Raw genomic sequence first — 22992 nt, forward strand, 5'->3', positions numbered from 1 at the left:
CTCCGGGCGTCGGGATGTGGAAGGCGTTGGACGGACGGGATCAAGGGGCGAGCTTCCACTGGCCGTTGTCGAGCTTGACGATCACGCGGGCGCGTTCGTCGACGCCGTAGAGGTTGCCGGGCTTGAAGCTATAGACGCCGTGCACGCCGACCACTTCCTTGGTGCTGAAGATGGCGTCGCGCAGCGCGACCCGGAACTCCGGCGTGCCCGGCTCGGCCTTGGCCATCGCGCGGGATGCGGCATCGGCGAACACCAGCCAGCCGTCGAAGGAGTAGGCCGAGAACGCGTCGGTGGTCGGCGCGTTGTTGGCCTTCTGGAAAGCGGCGCGGAAATCGAGCCCGATCTTCTTGCTTGGATGGTCCGCGGGCAATTGCTCGGCCACGATGATCGGGCCGGTGGGCATCAGCGCCCCCTGCCCTGCCGAACCGACGACGCGCACGAAGTCGGGGTTGATCAGGCCGTGCTGGCCGTACACGCCGCCTTTGAAGCCGCGCTCCTGCAGCGCGAGGAAGGGCAGCGCACCGGGGGTGCCGGCGCCGCCGGTCATCACCGCCTCGGGCTTGAGCGCGAGCAGCTTGAGCACCTGGCCGGTGACCGACGCATCGGCGCGCGCATACCGTTCGTTGCCCAGCACCGTGATGCCGGCGGCCGGCGCCGCCTTCATCAGCGCGTTGTAGACCAGGTCGCCCCAGGCGTCGGAGAAGCCGATGTAGCCCACGCTCTTCACGCCGTTGCGCTTCATGCGCTCGACCACCGCATCGATCATGAGCTGGGTGGGTTGCGCCACCGTCATCACCCAGGGGTTCTCGGCCGGGTCGAGCAGCAGCGGGGTCAGTCCGATCAGCGGGGTCTTCGCCTCGCGCCCGACCTGCGCCATGGCGATCGCCGACGGCACGCCCGAGGTGCCCATGAGCACGTCGACCTTCTCCTCGTCCACCAGCTTGCGCGCGTTCCGCCCGGCGGCGGTCGGGTCGGAGCCGTCGTCCAGCACCACCAGCTGGATCTTGCGGCCGTTGACCTCGCCCTTGTACGCCAGCGCCGCCTGCATGCCCTTGGCATAGGGCACGCCGATCGACGAGTTGGGGCCGGAGAGCGAAACGCTCAGGCCCACCTTCAGGTCGGCCGCCTGCGCGGCCGGCAGCAAGGCGGCGAAGGTGGCCAGGGCGGCGGCTGCGGTGGCGCAGCGTGTCAGGGTCCGGATCAAGCGCTTCATGGCGGGGGCCTCGTGGGTGGATGAATGGGTGGAAGGAGGGAACTAGATGAACAACTGGATCGCCGGCAGCGGCCGCTCCGGCTGCAGCAGGTCGACGCGCTTCTGCTGCAGGCGCAGCACGCCGGCCTCGCGCACCAGCGTGTGGCGGTAGCGGCCGGTCAGCAGCAGCTCGCGCTCGCCACGCGCCTCAACGTAGAGGAACGGGGTCCGCAACACCGCCACGCCGGCTTCCGGGTCGACGGACACCACCCGCGGGCGCTGCAGCACGTGCTGCCCCTGGCTGGGCGGATGCTGCGAATGGGCACGCGGATTCTTCAGCCGCTCGATGCGCAACTGCAGCAGCAGCCGGTCTTCGTAGGCGATCGAGTTGTGGGTGTGCGGATCGGCCTGGCGTGCGCCCAGGAGCGGCACCCAGTAATGGCCGTCGGCGGCGAAGAGGTCCAGCCATTCGTCGTAGCGGCCGTCGTCGAGCAGCGCGGCTTCGTCCTCGACGAAGCGCGACAGCACGTCTTCCGTGAACAGGCCGTCCGTCATGCCACCGCCTCCATGCCCTGCGTCATGAAGTGCGCCCAGGCGCGGAACTGGTTGCGCATCAGGATCTCGTTGGTGCCGTTGACGGTCTGCACCGGCGTGTCGGCCTCGCCCGCGCGGTGGTCGCGGTGCAGGCTGATCCACTCGTTGCCGTCGGCGCGCAGGCCCTGCTGCATGCTCTCGAACAGCGCGACGTCGTCGTGCGCGACGATCGACATCGGCGAGAACACCAGCCGGTTGTAGGTGAGCGAACGCTCGAAGAGCAGATCCGGCGCACCGGCCGGCCGGAAGGCCCAGGCTTCCACCAGCGTGCGGTCGGCGGCGAGCGGCCGGATCACGCGGATGGCCTGCGGCGAGCCCTTGGCCGCGAGGCTCGGGAAGAGCACCGCGTTCTGCGGCGAGCGCTGCAGGATGTCGGCGGCCCGCTCCACGCCATGCGCCGCGGTCATCGCCGCCTCGTACTCGGGCACCTGCGCGTAGTTGGAATGGATGCTGAAGTTCACGCCGAGCACGCTGTGCCCGTTGGCGAGCACGCGCCCGCCCATGCGGTCGAAGAAGTCGTAGCCCGCGCCGAAGGGCAGGATCTGTTCCATCGCCATCGGCTTGGGATCGTCCGGCCCGTGGCCCGCCCACAGCTGGTTCGCCGCCTGGGTGGCCGACTCGTGGGTCGACATCGGATGCACCGTGTCGTTGATGTTCTCCAGGTACATCTTCCAGTTGCAGTGGATGATGTTGCGCATCGCACCGCCGGCCACCACCAGGCGCCCCTCGGGCGAGCGGTCGACCAGGTTGTCGATCGCCTGCAGCACGTCGCCGAAGTAGTCCTCGAACGACGGCCCGGCCTCGCTCAGGCGCACGAAGACGAAGTCGCGGTACACCACCACGTTCGCCAGGGTCACCATGCCGCGGCCCGATTCGCACTGGCGCAGCTGCGTGCCCCCGTAGCCCGCCTTCAGCGGCAGCGCCAGCGGGGCGCCGTCGAGCCGGTAGGTCCACGCGTGGTACGGGCAGCGGAAGAACTTGCCGGTGTTGCCGCACGGGTCGCTCACCAGCTGCGTGCCCTTGTGGGCGCAGCGGTTGTAGAGCACCTTCAGCCCGCCGTCGGGTTGGCGCACCATCACCAGCGGACGGCCGGCGATGTCCTGCGTCAGGTAGTCGCCCGCGTTCGGCACCTGGCTCGCGTGGCCCAGGTAGTTCCAGGTCGCGGCGAAGAACTGCTCGCGCTCCAGGGCGAACAGCTCCTCGCTCAGGTACAGGTCGCGGTGGACGCGGTCGTCCTGCACCAGCGCGCGGACGGCGTCGGGTCGGCCTCGGTAGCGGTCGAACATGGCGATTCAGACGGCGATGGACTCGGCGGCGTGGCGGCTGCGCCTCAGGGCACCAGCTTCCACTGGCCCTTCTCCATCTTCACGATCACCACCGCGCGCTGGTCGGAGCCGTAGCGGTTGTCGGGGCTGAAGTTGTAGACGCCATGCGTGCCCACCAGCTCCTTCGTCGTGACGATCGCGTCGCGCAGCGCGGTCCGGAAGGCCGGCGTGCCCGGCTCGCCCTTGGTGCGCGCGGCCGCATCGGCCAGCAGCAGGTAGGCGTCGTAGGTGTACGACGAGAAGGCATCGGTCGGCACGCTGCCGTGGGTCTTCTGGTAGGCCGCGCGGAAGGCCAGCGACACCTTCTTGATCGGGTTGCTGTCGGGCAGCTGGTCGGCCACCAGCACCGGGCCGCTGGGCACCTGCAGGCCTTCGATCGCGCTGCCGCCCACGCGCACGAAGTCGGCATTGATCAGGCCATGCGTGCCGTAGATCTGGCCCTTGTAGCCGCGCTCGGCCAGCCCGAGGTAAGGCAAGGCACCGGGCGTGCCGGAGTTGCCGGCGAACACCGCATCGGGCCGCTGCGCCACGATCTTCAGCACCTGGCCGGCGACCGACGAATCGCTGCGCGCATAGCGCTCGTTGGTGACGACCTTGATGCCCACGGCCTCCGCGCTCTTTTGCAGCGAGTCGTAGGCCAGGTCACCCAGCGCGTCGGAGAAGCCGATGAAGGCGACCGACTTCACGTTGGACTTCTTCATGCGCTCGACCACCGCCGACACCATCAGCGGGAAGGGCTGCGACACGGTCACCGTCCAGACGCCTTCCGGCCCCGGGATGGTGACCGGCGTCGGCGAGATGAGCGGCACGTTGAGTTCGCGTGCGACCGCGGCGATGGCCATCGCGCCGGGCACGCCGGAGGTGCCGATCAGCACGTCGACCTTGTCGTCGACCACCAGTTTGCGGGCATTGCGCCCGGCGGTGGTCGGGTCGGAAGCGTCGTCGAGCACGATCAGCTCGACCTTGCGCCCGCCGATGGAGGGGTGCTCGGCGATGGCCGCGCGGATGCCCTTCTCGTAAGGGATGCCGAGGGCCGCGACCGGCCCCGACAGCGAGCTGATGAAGCCGACCTTGAGATCGGCAGCGAAGGCCTGCGAGACGGACAGCGCGAGCGCCGCGGCGGCCAGGAGGGAGGTGGGCTTGTTCATGGTTCGGTCGGTGGAGAGATGAAGGAATTCGTTCAGGGCACCAGCTTCCACTGGCCCTTTTCCAGCTTGACGATCACGCGCGAGCGTTCGTCCGAGCCGTAGCGGTCGGTGGGCTTGAAGTTGTAGACGCTGTGCGTGCCGACCAGCTCCTTGGTGCTGACGATCGCGTCGCGCAGCGCGACCCGGTAGGCCGGCGTGCCGGGCTCGCCCTTGGCGCGCGACGCGGCGTCCAGGAACAGCAGCCAGGCATCGAAGGAATAGGCCGAGAAGGCATCCGTGGGTGCCGCACCGTTGGCTTTCTGGTAGGCCGCGCGGAAGTCCATCGACACCTTGCGGATCGGGTTCGAGTCGGGCAGCTGCTCGGCGACGATCACCGGGCCGGTGGGGGCGAGCAGGCCTTCGACCGCGGTGCCGCCGACCCGCACGAAGTCGGGGTTGATCAACGCATGCATGCCATAGATCTGGCCCTTGTAGCCACGCTCGGCGAGCGCCAGGTACGGCAGCGCGCCGGGCGTGCCGGAGGTGCCGGTGATGACCGCATCGGGCCGGAGCGCCACGATCTTCAGCACCTGGCCGGTGACCGAGGCATCGGCACGCGCATAGCGTTCGTTGCTCACCACCTTGATGCCGGCAGGCTCGGCGCTCTTCTGCAGCGCGTCGTAGACCAGGTCGCCCCAGGCGTCGGAAAAGCCGATGTAGCCGACCGTCTTCACGCCCGACTTCTTCATGCGCTCGACCACCGCGCTGACCATCAGCGGCGCCGGCTGCGGCAGGGTCACCATCCAGGCGCCCTCCTCGCCCGGCAGGTTCGCATTGGCGATGGAGATCAGCGGCGTCTTCGTCTCGCGGGCCACGGCGGCGATCGCCAGCGCCCCGGGCGAGCCCGCGGTGCCGATGATCACGTCGACCTTCTCCTCGTCGATCAGCTTGCGCGCATTGCGCGCCGCCGTCGACGGGTCGGAGGCATCGTCCAGCTGCACCAGCTGCACCTTGCGCCCGTCGACCTCGGAGCGATAGGCCACCGCCGCCTTCATGCCCTTCTCGTAGGGGATGCCCAGCGAGGACACCGGGCCGGACAGCGAGGTGATGAAGCCGACCTTGAGATCGGCCGCCAGCGCACTCGTCGCCGCGAGCGACGTGAGCGTGCCGAGCGCGAGCGCGATGCCGGTGCGCAGGAATTGGCGTGACGAGACGTTCATGGCGATCCTTCCGTGGGTGATGAGAGAGATGGAGGCGAGCGCGCTCACAGCGTGAGGCTCCCGACGCTGGTGCCGCCGCAGACGTAGAGCACCTGGCCGGTGACGAAGCTGTTGGCCGCATCGGCGAAGAAACCGACGGCGCGCGCGACGTCGTCCGCCTCGCCCAATCGCCGCACCGGTATCGACGCAGCCAGCGCGCGCTCCCGCTCGCCGGCCTGCACGATGTCGTAGAACATGTCCGTGCGCACCGGTCCCGGCGCCACCACGTTGACGGTGATGCCCTCGGGGGCGAGTTCCAGCGCCCAGGTGCGCGCCATGCCCAGCATGCCGGCCTTGGTCGCGGAGTAGCTGGTGCGCGACTGCGCGCCGACGGCCGCGCGGGACGACATCAGCACGATGCGGCCGAAGCGCTGGTCGCGCATCGCGGGCAGCACCGCCTGCACGAGCTGCACCGCGCAGCCCAGGTGCAGGTCGACCAGGGCATCGAGGTCCTCGAGCTTCACCTCGGCGATCGGCGCCGGGCGGATGACGCCGGCGTTGTGCACCAGCGTCGTGACCTCGAACTGGTGCGCGAGCTGCCGTGCGGCGGCCGCGGTGGCGGCACGGTCCATCAGGTCGACCTCGATGCTGTGCATGCGCGGGTGCGCGATGTCGCTCGCGCGCCGTGCCAGCGAGATCACCTGGTAGCCCTTGTCGAGCAGGTCCTGGCAGATCGCCTTGCCGATGCCGGCGCTGCCGCCGGTGACGGCCGCCACCTTGCGTGCGCTCATGACCGCTGCTCCACCAGCGCGAGCACACGCAACGGGCTGCCGCTGCCCTTCTCGATCTTCAGCGGCGGGCAGATCAGCACCGCGCCGGCCTCGGGCAGCAGGTCGAGGTTGCACAGGCACTGCAGGCCGTAGCGCCCTGCCCCGTGCATGTAATAGTGGCACGGGTACGGCGGGCGCAGGTGGTAGCCCTGCCCGGCATCAGTGCCGATGGCCTCGGAGCCGAAGCCCAGCACGTCGCGCTGCTCGACCAGGAAGCGCACCGCCTCGGCGCTCGGCCCCGGCGTGTGCTGCCCGGTCTCGTCGTAGTTCTGGTAGGCCTCGGGGTCCTCGCGCTTGGACCAGTCGGTGCGCATCAGCACCCAGGCACCCTTCGGGATGCGGCCGTGCCGCGCCTCCCAGTCCTCGATGTCTGCCAGCGTGAGCAGGTAGTCGGGGTCGTCCTTCACCTGCGGCGAACAGTCGATCACGCAGGCCGCGGCCACGAAGTTCTGCGGCGGGATGGTGTCGACCGAATTGTTCGGCAGGTCGCGCCCGGAGATCCAGTGGATCGGCGCATCGAAGTGGGTGCCGGTGTGCTCGCCGCAGGAGAAGTTGTTCCAGTACCAGGCCGGCCCGCGCTCGTCGTACTTCGAAACCTCCTCGATGCGGAAGGGCCAGCACTGGCCCATCTCCGGCGGCAGCGCGATCTGCGGGAAGTCGGGCGTGAGCGTCTGGGTGAGGTCGATCACGCGGATGCGGCCGCTGGTCATCGCGCTCACGAGGCCGCCGAGGATTCCGGCGGTGGACATCAGTTCGGTCGTGGGGGTCGTCATGTGGGCTCCTGCTCTCAGCTGCCGCCGTTGGCGAGTTCGCGTTCCAGCACCTTGGGGTTGTCGCGCCAGCGCGCCAGCCATTCCTGTGCCACGTCGCCCGGATAGATGTCTTCCACGCCGTCGCGCAGGGCCTTGACGATGGCGTTGGCCAACGTGGCGGGTGCGAGCTTGGGCGGCGGCGTGTGCTGGTTCCAGTCGTCGTCGATCGGGCCGGGGAACACGTTCACCACGCGGATGCCCGCCGGGCGCATCTCGGCGCGCAGGCACTGCGCGAGCGAATGCGCTGCTGCCTTCGACGCGCTGAAGGTGCCGTGCGGCGGGAAGTTCGCGAGCGCGTAGATCGACAGCAGGTTGACCCAGGCCGTGGCGCCCGCGGGGCCGTCGGCCGAACGGCCCTTGAGCGCCGGGCCGAACTCCTGCGCCAGGCGCAGCAGGCCGAAGTAGTTGACGTCCATCTCGGCCTTGGCCACGTCGGTGCCGCGTCGCGCGCCGATGCCGAAGGTGCGATGCACCTCGGCGTTGTTGATCACGATGTCGACCTTGCCGCCGATGGAGCCCGCCAGTTCGGTCACCTGCCGCCCGTTGGTCAGGTCCAGCGGGACCAGCGTCACCTGCGGCAGCGCGGAGATGTCGTCCAGGCCGTCGCCCATCTTCTTCCACGGCTCGGCGTGGCCGACCCAGACGAGGTCGGCCCCGGCCTTGACCAGCGCGCGCACCAGGGCCTGGCCGGTCTCGGTCTTGCCGTCCGTCACCAGCACCTTGCGGAACTTGGGGTCGCTGGTCATCTCGCGCAGCATCTTGTCGTCGGCCATATGGGCACTTCCTTCCTTCGGGAAACCGATGAGCACGGCCTGGCCCGCGCGATCGAGATGGGCGCCCACGCGCACGCGCTGCGGCGCCTCGCCGACCTCGCCGTGCAGGTGGACCATGAGCGTGGGGCCGGCGTCGAGCCGTACCAGGCCGAGCCGCCAGGGCAGCCGCTCGCGAAAGAACAGGTCGTTGCTGTGATGCAGCGTGGTGCTGCCGAGCAGTTCGCCCTCGCCGCCCTGCACGCGCCAGCGCAGCGCGGTCGAGAGGCAACGGTGGCAGACCTCGCGCGGCGGGTACTGCACCGTGCCGCACGCGTCGCAGGTCTGGAGCTCGAAGCGGCCCTCGGCCGCGGCGGCCGTGAGGCCGAGCGCCACGCGGCCGCGCGCGCCAGGCGGCAGGTTCATCTGCCGGGTGCGCAGCACCGGGTTCTTGCGCGGGGGACGCATCATCGGCATCGTCATGACGGCCTTCCCAGAATGACGGCGCCCGTGCACAGGCAGCGGTCGTAGGTCACCATGCCGAAGCCGGCAACGAGGCCCAGTTGCGCGTCCGGCACGGCGCGCGGGCCGGCCTGGTCGGTGAGTTGCCGGATCGCCTCGACCATGCCGAGGAAACCACCCGCCGCGCCCGCCTGCCCTGCCGACAGTTGCCCGCCGCTGGTGTTGTTGGGGAAGCTGCCGTCGAAGGCCATGGTGTGCGACTGCACGAAGGCCGGGCCCTCGCCCTTGTCGCAGAAGCCGAGGTCCTCGAACTGCATCATCACGATCACCGGGTAGTCGTCGTAGGTCTGGACGAAGTCAAGCGCAGCGGGGCCGACGCCGGCCTGCGCATAGAGGTCGTCGCGGTCCTGCAGCCAGCCGCCGCGCACCATCACTGGGTCGTCAGAGAAGGCGTTGTGGCGCTCGATGGCGCCGCGCACCACGACGTGCGCCAGGCCGAGGTCGCGGGCGCGCGCCTCGCTCATCACCAGGAAGGCATCGGCGCCGGCGCAGGGCATGACGCAATCGAACAGGTGGATCGGGTCGGAGATCGGGCGCGCGGCCATGTACTCGTCGAGCGTGAGCGCCTTCTTGAACATGGCGTTCGGGTTGCCCAGCGCATTGGTGCGCTGGTCGACGCAGATGCGGCCGAAGTCCTCGCGCGTCGCGCCGTACTGGCGCATGTAGTTCGCGGTGATCATCGCGAAGATCGAGTTCGGGCCGCCGGAGCCGTACGGATAGCTGGCGTCGCGGGCGAAGTTGCTGAAGCTACCGAGTGTCTGACGGAAGGAGTCGACGTGGTTGGTGTCGGCACCGATGCAGGCGACGATGTCGGCATCGCCCGCCTGCACCGCGCGCGCGGCGCGCCGCAGGCACATCACGCCCGATGCGCCGCCGGTCGGCACATGGTCGAGCCAGCGCGGCGACAGGCCCAGGTGCTGCGTCACGCCCACGGCCGTGTCGGGCGCGAGCGAGAAGCTGCTGAGCGACAGGCCGTCGATGTCTTCCTTCGCGACGCCGGCGCCGCGCACCAGCGCGTCGAGCGCCCGGCCGATGAACCAGTGCGCGCCCTCGGTGGCGTAGCGCACGTAAGGCACGGTGATGGGCACGGCCACCGCCACGCCGTCGTAGGAACTGCGTTTCGATGGGGCCATCACGCCTGCCTCTTCTTCATGGCACGCGTGTCGACGCAGTGCGGTTGCGTCGGCAGGGCCTGCGCGAGCACGCGCAGCTCGCCGCGCTGGATCTTCTGCGACGGGGTGAGCGGCAAAGCATCGACGAAGGCGACATAGCCCGGCGCCTTGTAGTAGGCAAGCTGGGCCAGCGCGTGCGCCACGATGTCGGCCGCGAGCGGCGCCTGGCGCTGCAGGTCGGCCGGCTCCTTGAGCACGATGCAGGCGAGCACCTCGTCGCCGCGCACCGCGTCGGGCGTGGCGGCGACGGCGGAGGCCTTCACCGCGGGGTGCTGGTTCAGCACGCTCTCGACCTCGACGGCCGAGATGTTCTCGCCACTGCGGCGGATGACGTTCTTCTTGCGGTCGACGAAGAAGAAGTTGCCTTCGGCATCCCGGCGCACCAGGTCGCCCGTGTGGAACCAGCCGTCGGCCCAGGCTTCGGCGGTGGCCGCCTCGTCCTTCAGGTAGCCGGAGAAGAAGGCACGCTGCGGATCGCCGCCGGCCGAGCGCACCCACAGTTCGCCCGGCGCGTCGGTGGCACTGGGCTGGCCGGCATCGTCGACCAGCCGCACCTCGACAAAGTCGGGCTGACGGCCGAAGCAGGCGCGGCCGACCAGGCGGGGTTCGCGGTTGGCCATGATGCAGGCGGCCACGCCGGTCTCGGTCATGGCCCAGGCCTCCACCAGCGGGAAGCCGAAGCGCTCCTCGAAGGCGGCGTGGTGCTTGGGATCGACGCCCGCGCCGAAGGCCCAGCGGATGGCATGGTCACGGTCCGCCGGCGACGGCGGCGCGGCCAGCAGCATTGCCGGTATCACGCCGAGGTAGTGCACCACCGTCGCGCCGCTTTCGCGCGCGCTCTGCAGCCAGCTGCGCGGGTGGAAGCGGTCGAGCTGCACCAGGCAGCCGCCGGCGACCAGCACCACCATGGTCGAGCAGGCCATCGCGTTCATGTGCGTCAGCGGCAGCGGCGTCATGACGCGCTCGGTGTCGGGCCGGATGCTGCACACGCCGTCGAGCGCGGCGTACCAGCGGCCGGCGTTCAGGAAGTAGGTGTTCGACAGGATGCAGCCCTTGGGCCGCCCCGTGGTGCCCGAGGTGTAGAGCAAGGCGCACTCGGTGCTCGCGCCCACCGGCTCGCCGACACGCGGCGGCGCGGTCGCGGCGGGCGGCACCGCACCGTCGGGCGCCATGGTGGCGAAGGTGGCCACGCCGGCCTGCGCGGCGGCGCTGCGCAGGTCGGCGGCCCGCTCGGGCAACGTCACCGCCAAGACGACCTCGCTGTGGCCGATCAGGTAGCTCAGTTCGGCCGATCGCATGTCGGCATTCACCGGCACCACGCTGGCACCCAACGCATTCAGCGCGAACCAGTGAAAAAGGAAGGCCGGCCGGTTCTCCAGCAGCAGCGCCACGCGGTGGCCGTGGCCGTAGCCGGCCGCCGCGTAGGCGGCGCGCAGGCGTTCGACCTCGGCCGCTGCCGCACCCCATGCGATGGCGCCCGGCGCGGTGCCGTAGGCCGCAGCGGTCACGGCTTCGGTGAACAGGAAGTCGGCCCTCGGCGTGCGGGCCGCGGTGGTGGCGAAGGCGTCGTGGACGGTGTGCATCGGGCGGTGCTCAGAGGAAGAGCTGCACAGCGGGCAAGGCCGCGTCGCAATTGAGCAGGTTGACCCGCTTGAGCGTCATGCGCAACGCACCGTCGACCACGGTGAGGTGGTGGAAGCAGGTGCCGACGTAGAACTGCAGCTCGTCGCCCTGCGACTCGGTGTAGTGGAATTCGGTGCGCAGCACGTAGCGGTTGGCCGACGGTTCATAGACTTCGACGGTGGGCATCTGCAGCAGGTGGTGGCAGCGGCTGGGCGGCTGCTGCGAGAAGGCCCGCGGACTCTTGAGCCGCTCGATGCGCAGGTCGCGCAGCAGCTTGTCCTCGTACAGGTGCGAGGTGTGGTGGATGCCGTCCGCCTGGTCGGGCACCAGCGGGATCCAGTAGAAGGCGTCGTCGGTGAAGAGCGCGTTCCAGGCGTCGTACGCACGTTCGTCGAGCAGGCGCGCCTCGCGCACCACGAAGTCGATCAGCGCCTGGTGGTTCATTGGGGCCATGGGATTTCTTCCAGGAACACCGCGGAACTGGCTCCGCCAGGCCGCTGGTGTTGCCCCCGGTAGGGGGTTGGCGAAGCGACACGAAGTGCGCGAAGCTTGGGGGCGAGCAATGTTTTCACATCGTCTCCGTCATGTAGCGGCTCCAGGCGCGGTATTGGTTGCGCATGGGCAGCTCGCTGGTGCCCACGGTGGTGATCTCGCCGCCGCGGACCTCGGCCGCATCGTGGTTGCGGTGCAGGCTGACCCAGTCGTTGCCGCTGGCATGCAGGCCGGCCTGCATGCCGCGGTAGGCCTGCAGGTCGTCGTGGCCCACCACCGAGAAGGGGGAGTTGATGAGGCGGTTGTACATGGTGGTCCGCTGCAGCAGCTCGTCGGGCGCGCCCTTGAGGCGGAAGGTCCAGCTCTCGACCAGCGTGCGGTCGGCCGCGATCGGTCGCGCCACGCGGATCGACTGGATCGCGCCCTTGATCGTCAGGTTCGGGTAGTACACGGTGTTGTGCCGCGCCATGCCGAGGATCTGCGCCGTCTTCTCCTCGCCGTAGCGCGCCTTCATGGCGTCGTCGTAGGCGGGGATCGGCTTGTACTTGCTGTGGATGCTGAAGTGCACGCCGGTGAAGCTGTGGCCGTTGTCGTACGTGCGCACGCCCATGTCCTCGAAGAACTTGTAGTCGGACATGAAGGGCACGAACTGCTCGATGGCCATCGGCTTGGGCGCGTCGGCCGGCTGGCCGGCCCACATCGCCTTGGCGGTGCCGGCGGACGATTCGTGCGCCACCATCGGATGCATGGTGTCGTTCAGGTTCTCGACGAACATCTTCCAGTTGCATTGGTGCATGAAGCGCAGGCAGCCGCCGGCGATCTCGAGCTCGCCCTCCGGGGAGCGATCGGCCATGTTGTCGATCGAGCTGAGCGAGTCGCCGAAGTAGCTCTCGAAGTCCGGCCCCACGTCGTTGATCTTCACGAAGATGAAGCCGCGGTACAGCCGCACGTTCTTCACGGCGACCAGGCCCTTGGCGGATTCGCATTCGTGCAGCTGCGTGCCCTCGTAGCCATTCTTCAGCGGGATCGCCAGCAGCGAGCCGTCGGTGCGGAAGGTCCAGGCGTGGTAGGGGCAGCGAAAGAACTTGCCGGTGTTGCCGCACGGCGCGTTCACCAGCTGCGAGCCCTTGTGGGCGCAGCGGTTCATCAGCACCCGCACCGAGCGGTCGGTGTGGCGCACCACGATCAGCGGCCGGCCGGCGATCTCCACCCGGATGTAGTCGCCGGGCTCGGGCAGCTGGCTGTCGTGGCCGGCGTAGTTCCAGGTGTTGGCGAAGAAGTGCTCCTGTTCGAGTTCGAACAGTTCCTGGCTGATGTACAGGTCGCGGTGCACGCGGTCGGGCTGCACCAGGGCGCGGACGGCGTCGGGGTTGCCTCGGTAGGTCGTCATCGTGGGGGTCCTCGTTCGTTCCGGCGCGTCAGAGGTCGAGCACCAGGCGGGCGCCCTTGGCGCGCGAGATGCAGATCTGCATCACGTTGCCCTCGGCCTTCTCGCGGGCACTCAGCACGTAGTCGCGGTGGTCGATCTCACCGTCGATCACCGGCACGGCACAGACCCCGCATTCGCCGCGCTTGCAGTCGAACATCGGGTCGCAGCCGTTCTCGATCAGGCAGTCGAGCAGGCTCTGGTCGGCCGCCACGGTGAAACGCTGGCCCGACTGCGCCAGTTCGACCTCGAAGGGCCGGTCGCCCTCTTCCACCACCGGCTCGGTGAAAAGTTCGAAATGCACCCGCCCGGTCGGCCAGCCGCGCGCCTGGGTGGCCGCCAGCACCGCGTCGAGCATCACCTTCGGGCCGCAGATGTAGAGGTGGTCCTCGGCACCGCAGGCGTCGAGCAGCGCCGCGACGTCGAAGGGCCGGCCGGCCTCGTCGTCGGCATGCACCGACAAGCGTTCGCCCAGCAGCTCGCTCAACTCCGGCAGATAGGCCATCAGCGCGCGGCTGCGGCCCGCGTAGTGCATGTGCACGGGCGCGCCCTCGGCCACGCGGCGCGCCGCCATCGCGATGAGCGGCGTCACGCCGATGCCGCCGGCCACCAGCACGGTGGCGCCGCCGGGTGCGTCCAGCGGGAAGTCGTTCTTCGGCGCCTCGATCTGCAGCAGCGCGCCGGGCTGCAGCTGCTCGTGCATGAAGCGCGAGCCGCCGCGGCCATCAGCCTCGCGGCGCACGGCGATGCGGTAGGCCGCGGGCGCCGCGGTCGTGGCGGGTCGGCCGTCGGTGTCGATCAGCGAATAGTGGCGCCAGTCGATGCGGCCGTCGGGCAGCGTCACCTGCACCCGCACATGCGCGCCGGGCTCGAAGCCGGGCAGCGGCGCGCCGTCGGCGGCCACCAGGCGGAACTGGCGGATCAGCGGATTGAGCAGGGCCGCCTCTTCGACGCGGACGGTGAGCTGGGCGGTGGCGGGATGCGACATGGGCGGCATTCCTCGAACTCAGGCGAGCGCATGGCGCGCGAGTGCGGCGCGCAGCCGGTCGCCGTGCTCGTCGGCCAGGGCGGCGTCGCGCAGCTCGCGCAGGGTGGCAGGTGCCAGTTGGGGACCGGCGCGTTCCGCGGCGTCCATCACCAGCGTGTAGTTGCGCAGGCCACGCTCGTGCGTGTCGCTGTAGCCCTTGACCAGCCGCTGGCATTCCGCGATCTCGGCGGCCAGTTGCGGGTTGAGCGTGGCGGCTCGCGCGATGCGCGCCAGCCAGCCTTCGATCAGCGCGTTCTCCTGCGCGAAGCGGACCGTGGAGCGGCGCCAGCGACGTGCGCTCGCCACCGCCCGCAGCAGCAGGTAGCCGCCCAGCGAACTGGTGCGCACCACCCGACCCTCGCGCGTCAGCCGCTCGACCAGGCGGCGCGGCAGGCCGGAGCCGGCCAGCCAGGGGCCGATGCCGCCCGGCAGCGTCTCGCAGATTTCTTGCAGCCGCGGGTGCATGTACTCGTGGATCGCCATCACCTGGCCGGGCTGCACCCGCGATTCCTCGCGCACCCGGTCGAAGCGGGTGGCGCGGGTCTTCAGCGCGGCGACGCGGGCGGTGTCCTCGTAGGACATCCAGAGCGCGAGGTGCCGGGCAACGGCGTCGGCCAGGCGGATGCCGTCATCGGTCGTGCGTTCGTAGAACGGCGCGAGCCGGTCGAGATAGGTCGCGGCATAGGCGATGTCCTGGTAGTCGATCTGCCGGCGGACGCCTTCGAGCAGCAGCGCCTGCGACCCGACGGGGAAGCGCTGCTGCACCCGCTCGACGAGCGCCCGCACCGCCGCATGGTGCGGCTGCGGCGGCGCTGCGACGGCGGTGGCGGCATCGGTGGTCGGTGGCGCATCGCCGTTCTGCGCGCGGTCGAAGGCGGCACCGAAGGCCTTCAGGCTGGGCTTCACGCCGACGCCGCCACGTTCGACCGTGGCTTCGAACTGGGCCCGGCTGAACGGCAGCACGCCGGCGCCCGCGAGCGCACCGAAGAGCACCGCGCTGATCACGCTGCCGGCCCGCTCCGCTGCCTCGGCCATGTCGAAGCGGATGTAGCGCTTGGCGGCGCGGTCGGCCTGGCGTTCGAGCTGGGCGCTGTCGACCCGGCCATCGCCCATCGCCGACTTCTCGGCGATCGAGTACACGCGGTGGGTGGAGCCGATCAGCGTGGTCCGGTCGGCGGTGACGAGGCCGCGCTGCACCGCACGGCCCGTCTCCATCAGTTCCGAGGCCAGCACGACATCCACGTCGCCCGGCAGCGGCATCAGCGCCAGCACCGGACGTCCGCCGTCGGCCCGGGCTCGGGCTTCGGGGAACAGTTCGACGTAGTAGATGGTCGCGCCGGTGCGCTGCGCGACGCCGGGCACCGAGGTGGTCTGCGCGATGTAGCCGCAGTGTTCGCCGAGGTCGACGATCCAGTCGGCGAGCACGCCGCCGCCCTCGCCGCCCATGGCGAGGATCGCGATCTTGATAGGTTGTGCCGGGTTCATCGTGGGCGTTGTTCTGGAGTTCTTGTCTGCAGGCGTCAGAAGGCGTATCGGTCGCGCCGCCGGGCTTCGGCGCGCTGCAGCCAGCCAACCACGGCGCCGCCGACCCGGTCACGGGTGCGGTCCCACCAGCTCGGGTTGCTCACAATCTGCGCCTTGTAGAACGACGGGCAGAGCACCGCCGCATGCGAGACGTCGCCGCAGTTGCCGCAGCCCACGCAGCTGTCGAGCACATGCGCCACCGGGTCGGTGCGCAGCGGGTCGGGGTTCGCCTTGATGGAGAGCGACGGGCAGCCCGACAGGCGGATGCAGGAGTGGTCGCCGGTGCAGGTGTCGGGGTCGACACCGAACTTCTCGCGCACCACGCGCTTGCCCGCGGCGACCGCCTTGCGCACCAGCGGCTTCTCGCGACGCTGCTTGTTGAGCATGCATTCGGACTGCGCGATCAGCACCTTCGGGCCCTTCTCGCCGGTCGTGAGCGCCTCGCGCAGCAGCCGCCGCATGCCAGCCACGTCGTAGGTGCGGCGGATCGTCTTGACCCACTTCACGCCGACGCCGCGCACCGCCTGCTCGATCTCGTGGCCGGTGCTGCGCGTGGGGTTGTGCGCGGTCGAGGACAGGATGTCCTGGCCGCCCGTCGCCGACGTGTAGTTGTTGTCGACCACGATGGTGAGGTTGTCGCTGCGGTTGAACACCGCGTTGGCGATGCCGCTCGTCAAGCCGTTGTGCCAGAAGCCGCCGTCGCCCATCACCGAGATGGCGCGCTTGCCGGCCGGTACGTTGAGCGCCGCCGCACCGGCCGCGCCCAGCCCGTAGCCCATGGTGGTGTTGCCGAGGTTGAACGGCGGCAGGATGGAGAACAGGTGGCAGCCGATGTCGGCGCTGATGTGGTGCGTGCCGAGTTCGCGCTCGACCAGCTTGATGGCGCTGAAGATCGGCCGCTCCGGGCAGCCGGTGCAGAAGCCCGGCGGCCGGGCATGCACCGTGTCGTCGATCGGGGCGAGCGCGGGCTCCGGCGCCTGGTCCACACCGATCGACGCCACCGCCGTCAGCGGGATCACCTTGCGTGCGACGGGCACGACCGGCACCGGCGCGATGCGCTCGTAGCGCTCGAAGAAGGCGCGTGCGGCCTTCAGCAGCACGGCCGCGGTGTACTCGCCGGCCACCGGTAAAAGGTCCTTGCCGTGCAGCGCGGTGTCGCAGCCGGCCTGCCGCAGCATCGTGGCGACGTTCTGCTCGATGAAGTTGGGCTGGCCCTCTTCCACCAACAGCACCGCGCGCTTGCCGCGGCAGAAGCGCACCACCTCGCTGTCGATCACCGGGTAGGCGACGTTCATCACGTAGAGCGGCACCTGCGAGTTGCCGTAGACGTCGGCGAGGCCGACGCGCTCGAGCGCGCGCATCAGCGTGTTGTAGCTGCCGCCCTGCACGATGATGCCGAGATCGCCGGCGTCCTCCGCGAAGAACTCGTTGAGGCCGCGCTCCTCGATGAAGCGCACCGCGGCGGGCCAGCGGTCGTTCACCTTCTCCTGTTCATGCACGAAGCTCGCCGGCGGCAGCACGATGCGCCCCACGTCGCGCTGCGGCTGCTCGAGCGCCTGCTTCAGGGTGAACGACGGTGCGCGGTTGTCGGAGGCGATGAACTGCCCGTGCACATGGCAGGCGCGGATGCGCAGTTGCAGCATGACCGGCGTGTGGCTCGCCTCGGACAACTCGAAGCCCTGCTTCACCGCCTCGACGATCGACGGCAGGTTGGGCCGCGGGTCGAGCATCCAGATCTGCGACTTCATCGCGAAGGCATGGCTGCGCTCCTGCATGATCGAGGAGCCTTCGCCGTAGTCCTCGCCCACGATCACCAGCGCGCCGCCGGTGACGCCGCCGGAGGCCAGGTTGGCCAGCGCGTCGGACGCCACATTGGTGCCGACCGTCGCCTTGAAGGTCACGGCGCCGCGCAGCGGGTAGTTGACCGAGGCGGCCAGCGTGGCGGCCGCGGTCGCTTCGCTGGCGCTGTTCTCGAAACGGATGCCCTGCTCGGCGAGGATGTCCTGCGCGTCGGCCAGCACGTCCATCAGGTGCGAGATCGGCGCGCCCTGGTAGCCCGCGACATAGGCCACGCCCGACTCGAGCAGCGCCTTGGTCACGGCCAGGATGCCTTCGCCGCTGAAGACCTCGCCAGCGCCGAGCCGCAGCTTCTTGACCTCTTCGACAAACGAACGTTCAGCCATGATGCTCCTTGCAAGCCCGCGCGCCGAGAAGCGCGATGGGCGTATATTCTTTAGATGTGAATCTATCCACAATCATGAATAACCCTAGACGAGCAAGCACCGTGCCCGCCCAGCCCGCGCCGCGGCGCTTCGTCGAAAACTACCTCCCGGCGCTGCTGGCGCAGGCCAGCCACCTGATCTCCTCGGAGTTCCACAAGGTCGCGCGGGAGCACGGTTTTTCGGTGTCGGAGTGGCGTGTGATGGCGACCCTGGCGGGCGGCCAGGCGCTCAGCATCGGCCGGCTGGCGCAGGTCGCGGTGATGAAGCAGCCGACCGTCACGCGCATGCTCGACCGCATGGCCGCCGCCGGCCATGTCGAGCGCCTGCCCCATGACAGTGACCGCCGCATCACGCTGGTGCGCATCACCGACGATGGCGAGCGCACCGTGAAGCATCTGATGGAACTGGCGACCGAGCACGAGCGGCGCGTGCTCGAGCCCTTCGGCCTGAAGAGTGCCGAGGCGCTGAAGACCACGCTGCGCCGCATGATCGAACTGCACGAGAGCGCAGCGCCCGAGGTGACGGACGACGACGACTGAGCGGCCCGGCGCCGGTGCCGCTCAGGGCGCGGCGTCGAGGAAGTCGAGCACTGCCTGTGCGAAGGCCTCGGGCAGCTGATCCGGCAGCGGCACCATGCCGCCTTCGATGTCGACGATGCGCGCATCGGCGAGGTGGGCCGCCAGTTCAGCCGCATGCGGCGATGCGAAGGGGTCGGACGGCGCGCGCAGCACGAGCGTGGGCTGGTGCACCTGAGCGATGCGATCCTCCATGCGGTACTGCGCCACCGCACGGTGTCCCCCCTCGAGCGATCCGGAGATCTTGAGCGCATCGGCCACGAAGGCCTCCAGCAGGTCCGGCCGCTGCGCCGGGTAGAAGCCCTGGCGCTTCTGCCACAACGCGGCCAGGTGGGTGCCGTCCTCGCTGGGCGCCACCTCGTCGATCGGCGGCCGGTCGGCCCGCGAACGCCGGAAGGCTTCGTCGGTGAAGGGCGTCGACGAGAGCACCAGCCGCCCGACGCGCGCCGCATGCGCGGCGGCGAGTTCCACGGCGATCACGCCGCCGGTGTGATGCCCGACGACATGCGCGCGTGCGATGCCCAGCGCATCGAGCAGCTCCACCGCCACCGCGGCCCAGGCCTCGATGCTCGGCGGCCAAGGCGGCGCGCAGGAGTCGCCGAAGCCGACCGTGTCCATCGCGATCGCGCGGTAGCGCAGGCCCAGCAGCGGCAGCACCGCGCGGTACTCGGCCCAGCTGCGCGGCGTCTGGTGCAGCAGCAGCACCGCGGGACGATCGACATCGCCACAGTGCGCGTAGTGCACCTGGCCGACGGAGAGGTCCGCGAAGGCGCGGCGGATGGGCGGCATCGGGCTCAGTCCCGGGTGCGCTCGGCCGGCGGCTGCCACAGCCCCGCATGACGGAGCATGCCGAGGGTGCGCAGCAGCACGTCGGCCCGGTAGGCGCCGACGTCGCGCCCGGCGTAGTCGTAGAAGCCGCTGCCCGTCTTCAGCCCCAGCCGGCCCTCGTCCATCATCCGGCCGAGGATGGCCGGCGCGCGGTAGCGCTGCGCATCGATCGATGCCGACATCTCGCGGCTGGCGTGGTGCAGGATGTCCGCGCCGCCGAAGTCGATGAACTCCACCACGCCGAGCGCCGCGAAGCGCAGGCCGAGGCCGAAGCGCGTGGCCTTGTCGATCTCCTCGGCCGTGGCCGCGCCCTCCTCGATCATCCGGGCCGCCTCGTTCATCACCAGCGCCTGCAGCCGCGGCACGATGTAGCCGGGGGTCGGGCCGCAGACCACCGGCAGCTTGCCGATCGATTCCATCAGCGCCTTCGCGCGCGCCAGCACCGCCGGGTCCGTGCCCGCATGGTGACTCAGTTCCACGACCGGGATCAGGTAGGCCGGGTTGAGCCAGTGGATGTTCAGGAAGCGCTCCGGCCGTTCGACGAATTCGGCGATCTGCGTGACCAGGATGCTGCTGGTGGTCGAGGTGAGGATGGCGTCGGGGCGGCAGTGCGCGTTGATGCGGGCGAAGGCCTCACGCTTGGCCGCCAGGGTTTCCGGCACGCCTTCGAAGACCAGCTCCGCACCGGCGAGCGCCGCAGCGGCGCCGCCGGCGTCGAACAGCTCCACCCGCGCGGCGATCGCATCCACCTGTGCCGCGTCGACCACGCCGAGCCGTGCCAGGCCGGCCAGGCTGCCCGCGATCTCGGCGCGCGCCTCGTCGTGCAGCCTGCGCCAGGCCTCGGGGGTGCGCTCGCGCAGGTCGATCAGTGCCACGCGGTAGCCGGCATAGGCGAAGGCGATCGCGATGCCGCGGCCCATGCGGCCGGCGCCCACGGCGGCGAAGCGCGGCGGCGTCACGGGCTCAGGCGCCGTCATGCAGCCGCGCCCGGAGCGCCTCCGGTGCGAGCCCGGCCAGGCCGAGCGCCTCGAAGCTGCGCGGCCCCTGGCGCAAGTCGCGCCCGAGGAAGCCGCCGACGATGGCCAGCAGGCCGTGCGCGATCGGTGCGTCCACACCGGCATGGCGCGCCGCCGAGGCGAGGAAGGCCAGGCCCAGCACCGTGTCTTCCGTGATGTAGCGGTGGGTGTGCAGGTCGATGTGCTCGCGCCAGTCGCCCGACTTCACCAACTTCTTGTGGGCATCGCCGTACATCCAGCGATCGTTGTCGTAGTGGTCGCGCAGCGGATAGTGCGGGCCGCCGTAACCGAAGGCCTCGCGCACCGCGATGCGCTCCTGGTCGAGCTGGTCGGTGACGGCGCGCACCGCGGGCTGGGTGCCTTCGTTGTGGATGTCCCAGCGCTCGAAATGCTGCAACGGCGCCGCGTTCATCACCATCAGCGGCGGATGGATGATCGGGCCGGCATTCATCAGCGCACCCGACAGCGCGTCGCCGCAGCCATGCACGCTGGGGTAGGCCTGGCGGATCACCGCGATGGCGGCGTCGGCCTGACGCGCCGGATAGACCCCGGTGGGCAGCCGCAGCGCGCGGATGGTGAGGTTCACCTCGCGCTCGCCGTGCTTGCGCGCCAGGTAGGGCAACGTGCCGGTCTCGGCCCAGGCCACGTCGGCACGGCTGCCGGCCTCGCGCACGAGGCCGGCCATGACGACGCTGCCGAAGGTGCCGGGCGGCAGGAACACCACCTGGCCATCGACGAGATGCGGCGCCATGGCACGCGCGATGTCGGCCTGGGCGACGGCCGGCGACGGCACCACGATGAGTTCGGCCTCGCGCAGCGCGACACCGATGTCGGCAGTGGCGAGCGCGATCGGCACGTCGCGCGCACCGTCGGCATCCTTCAGGCGGATCGAGCCTGCCGCTTGCACCGCGGACAGCGCCGCCGCATCGCGGCGCCACAACCGGACCTCGTGACCGGCTTCGGAGAGATCGGCAGCCGCGGCATAACAGCCATGGCCACCGCCCAGGACGGCAATCTTCATGTACACGCACTCCTTGACGAGGAAAGGAGGACGTCGGCGCTACCGACGGCCCGGCGTCAGTACATTACTTTTCAAATGTTTATGTGTCAACGGTTCAGGCGGCGGCCGGGAAGATCGGAGTGACCTCGACCCCCAGCGTCGCCAGCCGCTTGCGCATCGATAGCACCGCCTGGTCCTTGCTCAACAGGCGCGCGGCCTGCGCCACGGCGAGGTCGATGAAGATCTGGTCGTCCGGGTCCTTGCAGACGAAACGCGCGCGCACCGGCACGTCCGCCACAGTGTGCACCTGCGCATCGAAGGCGGCCATCACCGCATCGGCCTGCCGTGCGTCTTTCTGCAGGCGCCGCGCGATCAGCGGATAGCCCAGCACGCGCAGCAGTTCGTCGCGCATGGCGGCGGTCGCGAGCCAGCGCAGCTCGCCGGCCGCGAGCGCCGCCCGCAGCGGCGCCCAGCGGGGGTCGTCGAACACCAGCAGGTCGAGGACGATGTTGGTGTCGATGACGATGGGGGCCGCGGGCGCCCCGGCGCTCGCGCTCAACGCTCGATGGTCAGCGCCACGCCCATGCCGCCGCCGATGCACAGCGAGGCGATGCCCTTCTTGGCGTCGCGGCGCTGCATCTCGTGCAGCAGCGTCACCAGGATGCGGCAGCCCGACGCGCCGATCGGGTGACCGATGGCGATGGCGCCGCCGTTCACGTTGACCTTGCTCACGTCCCAGCCCATCTCGCGGTTCACGGCGCAGGCCTGGGCGGCGAAGGCTTCGTTGATCTCCAGCAGGTCGAGGTCGGCGGCCTTCCAGCCGGCGCGCTGCAGCGCCTTGGTCGATGCCGGCACCGGGCCCATGCCCATGATGGCCGGGTCGAGGCCGGCGGTGGCGTAGCTGGCGATGCGGCCCAGCGGCGTGAGGCCGAGGGCCGCCGCCTTCTTGGCCGACATCACGACCACGGCGGCCGCACCGTCGTTCAGGCCCGAGGCATTGCCGGCCGTCACGCCGCCGGCCTTGTCGAAGGCGGGGCGCAGCGCGGCCAGGCCTTCGGCGGTGGACTTGCGGTTGATGAACTCGTCCTTGTCGAAGACGACCGGGTCGCCCTTCTTCTGCGGGATGGTGACGGCGGTGATCTCGTCCTTGAACTTGCCGGCATCCTGCGCGGCGGCCGCCTTGGTCTGGCTGCCCAGCGCGAGTTCGTCCTGCGCGTCGCGGCTGATCTCGTACTTCTTGGCCACGTTCTCGGCCGTGATGCCCATGTGGTACTGGTTGTACACGTCCCACAGGCCGTCGACGATCATGGTGTCGACCAGCTTCCAGTCGCCCATGCGCTGGCCGTTGCGCGAGTTGGGCAGCACGTGCGGTGCCAGGCTCATGCTTTCCTGGCCGCCGGCCACGACGATCTCGCTGTCGCCGGTGGCGATGGCCTGCGCGGCCAGCATCACGGCCTTCAGGCCCGAGCCGCACACGGCGTTGATGGTGAGTGCCGGCGTTTCCTTCACGCCGCCGCTCTTGAGCCAGGCCTGGCGGGCCGGGTTCTGGCCGGCGCCCGCGGCCAGCACCTGGCCCATGATGGCTTCGCCGATCTGCTCGGGCGAGAGCTTGGCGCGCGCCAGCGCTTCCTTGATCACGAGGGCGCCGAGCTCGGTGGCGGGAATGCCGGCAAGCGAGCCGCCGAACTTGCCGACGGCCGTGCGCGTGGCGGAAACGATGACGATGTCTTCCATGGA

At 70.0% G+C, this 22992-nt stretch carries 21 protein-coding genes; 1 reads left to right on the forward strand and 20 read right to left on the reverse strand.

Features of this window, described 5'->3' with window-relative positions; genetic code table 11:
• Positions 1-40: 40 nt before the first annotated feature.
• The 15 genes from QTH86_RS07190 to QTH86_RS07260 form a co-directional block, all read right to left on the reverse strand.
• Positions 41-1213 carry an ABC transporter substrate-binding protein gene (locus QTH86_RS07190; protein ID WP_286645359.1) on the reverse strand — a complete coding sequence of 391 codons (1173 nt, stop codon included), beginning with the start codon at positions 1211-1213 and terminating at the stop codon, positions 41-43.
• 42 nt (positions 1214-1255) lie between these two features.
• Positions 1256-1747 carry an aromatic-ring-hydroxylating dioxygenase subunit beta gene (locus tag QTH86_RS07195; RefSeq protein WP_286645358.1) on the reverse strand — a complete coding sequence of 164 codons (492 nt, stop codon included), beginning with the start codon at positions 1745-1747 and terminating at the stop codon, positions 1256-1258.
• Positions 1744-3072, reverse strand: a complete 1329-nt coding sequence (locus QTH86_RS07200) for an aromatic ring-hydroxylating dioxygenase subunit alpha (protein WP_286645357.1) — start codon at positions 3070-3072, stop codon at positions 1744-1746. The genes QTH86_RS07195 and QTH86_RS07200 overlap by 4 nt, the downstream gene beginning before the upstream one ends.
• A gap of 44 nt (positions 3073-3116) precedes the next feature.
• A complete protein-coding gene (locus QTH86_RS07205; RefSeq protein WP_286645356.1) occupies positions 3117-4259 on the reverse strand; it encodes an ABC transporter substrate-binding protein in 1143 nt (380 codons plus the stop codon).
• A gap of 32 nt (positions 4260-4291) precedes the next feature.
• Complete coding sequence (locus tag QTH86_RS07210) at positions 4292-5458, reverse strand: ABC transporter substrate-binding protein (protein ID WP_286645355.1); 1167 nt, start codon at positions 5456-5458, stop codon at positions 4292-4294.
• 44 nt (positions 5459-5502) lie between these two features.
• Positions 5503-6228 (reverse strand): SDR family NAD(P)-dependent oxidoreductase, encoded by a 726-nt coding sequence (locus QTH86_RS07215; RefSeq protein ID WP_286645354.1) that lies wholly within the window; start codon positions 6226-6228, stop codon positions 5503-5505.
• Entirely contained in the window at positions 6225-7040 is an 816-nt protein-coding gene (locus tag QTH86_RS07220) for a cyclase family protein (RefSeq protein WP_286645353.1), read from the reverse strand. The genes QTH86_RS07215 and QTH86_RS07220 overlap by 4 nt, the downstream gene beginning before the upstream one ends.
• A gap of 14 nt (positions 7041-7054) precedes the next feature.
• A complete protein-coding gene (locus tag QTH86_RS07225) occupies positions 7055-8311 on the reverse strand; it encodes an SDR family NAD(P)-dependent oxidoreductase (protein WP_286645352.1) in 1257 nt (418 codons plus the stop codon).
• Positions 8308-9483 carry a thiolase family protein gene (locus tag QTH86_RS07230; protein WP_286645351.1) on the reverse strand — a complete coding sequence of 392 codons (1176 nt, stop codon included), beginning with the start codon at positions 9481-9483 and terminating at the stop codon, positions 8308-8310. The genes QTH86_RS07225 and QTH86_RS07230 overlap by 4 nt, the downstream gene beginning before the upstream one ends.
• Positions 9483-11105 (reverse strand): AMP-binding protein, encoded by a 1623-nt coding sequence (locus tag QTH86_RS07235; protein ID WP_286645350.1) that lies wholly within the window; start codon positions 11103-11105, stop codon positions 9483-9485. The genes QTH86_RS07230 and QTH86_RS07235 overlap by 1 nt, the downstream gene beginning before the upstream one ends.
• A 10-nt stretch (positions 11106-11115) precedes the next feature.
• Positions 11116-11598, reverse strand: coding sequence for an aromatic-ring-hydroxylating dioxygenase subunit beta (locus QTH86_RS07240; protein WP_286645349.1), 483 nt, complete (start codon positions 11596-11598; stop codon positions 11116-11118).
• A 115-nt stretch (positions 11599-11713) separates the two neighbouring features.
• Positions 11714-13027, reverse strand: a complete 1314-nt coding sequence (locus QTH86_RS07245) for an aromatic ring-hydroxylating dioxygenase subunit alpha (RefSeq protein WP_286645348.1) — start codon at positions 13025-13027, stop codon at positions 11714-11716.
• 28 nt (positions 13028-13055) lie between these two features.
• Positions 13056-14051, reverse strand: coding sequence for a PDR/VanB family oxidoreductase (locus QTH86_RS07250; protein WP_286645347.1), 996 nt, complete (start codon positions 14049-14051; stop codon positions 13056-13058).
• Between the two features lie 18 nt (positions 14052-14069).
• Positions 14070-15575 carry an indolepyruvate oxidoreductase subunit beta family protein gene (locus QTH86_RS07255; protein ID WP_286645346.1) on the reverse strand — a complete coding sequence of 502 codons (1506 nt, stop codon included), beginning with the start codon at positions 15573-15575 and terminating at the stop codon, positions 14070-14072.
• A 35-nt stretch (positions 15576-15610) separates the two neighbouring features.
• Positions 15611-17797: a thiamine pyrophosphate-dependent enzyme gene (locus QTH86_RS07260; RefSeq protein WP_286645345.1), complete on the reverse strand. Its 2187-nt coding sequence runs from the start codon at positions 17795-17797 to the stop codon at positions 15611-15613.
• 74 nt (positions 17798-17871) lie between these two features.
• On the opposite strand from QTH86_RS07260, the gene QTH86_RS07265 reads away from it, so the two are divergent.
• Entirely contained in the window at positions 17872-18375 is a 504-nt protein-coding gene (locus QTH86_RS07265) for a MarR family winged helix-turn-helix transcriptional regulator (RefSeq protein ID WP_444813604.1), read from the forward strand.
• A gap of 21 nt (positions 18376-18396) precedes the next feature.
• On the opposite strand, the gene QTH86_RS07270 is transcribed toward QTH86_RS07265, so the two are convergent.
• The 5 genes from QTH86_RS07270 to QTH86_RS07290 all read right to left on the reverse strand — a co-directional run bounded on the left by QTH86_RS07270 (position 18397) and on the right by QTH86_RS07290 (position 22989).
• Entirely contained in the window at positions 18397-19200 is an 804-nt protein-coding gene (locus QTH86_RS07270) for an alpha/beta fold hydrolase (RefSeq protein ID WP_286645343.1), read from the reverse strand.
• Positions 19201-19205: 5 nt separating this feature from the next.
• Positions 19206-20216 carry a 3-hydroxybutyryl-CoA dehydrogenase gene (locus QTH86_RS07275; protein WP_286645342.1) on the reverse strand — a complete coding sequence of 337 codons (1011 nt, stop codon included), beginning with the start codon at positions 20214-20216 and terminating at the stop codon, positions 19206-19208.
• Positions 20203-21276: an NAD/NADP-dependent octopine/nopaline dehydrogenase family protein gene (locus QTH86_RS07280; RefSeq protein WP_286645341.1), complete on the reverse strand. Its 1074-nt coding sequence runs from the start codon at positions 21274-21276 to the stop codon at positions 20203-20205. The genes QTH86_RS07275 and QTH86_RS07280 overlap by 14 nt, the downstream gene beginning before the upstream one ends.
• A 94-nt stretch (positions 21277-21370) precedes the next feature.
• Positions 21371-21814: a putative toxin-antitoxin system toxin component, PIN family gene (locus QTH86_RS07285; protein ID WP_286645340.1), complete on the reverse strand. Its 444-nt coding sequence runs from the start codon at positions 21812-21814 to the stop codon at positions 21371-21373.
• Positions 21811-22989: an acetyl-CoA C-acetyltransferase gene (locus QTH86_RS07290; RefSeq protein ID WP_286645339.1), complete on the reverse strand. Its 1179-nt coding sequence runs from the start codon at positions 22987-22989 to the stop codon at positions 21811-21813. Before QTH86_RS07290 ends, QTH86_RS07285 begins: the two co-directional genes overlap by 4 nt.
• Positions 22990-22992 lie beyond the last annotated feature (3 nt).

This window comes from Variovorax sp. J2L1-78 (genome assembly GCF_030317205.1).
Lineage (GTDB): Bacteria > Pseudomonadota > Gammaproteobacteria > Burkholderiales > Burkholderiaceae_C > Variovorax > Variovorax arabinosiphilus.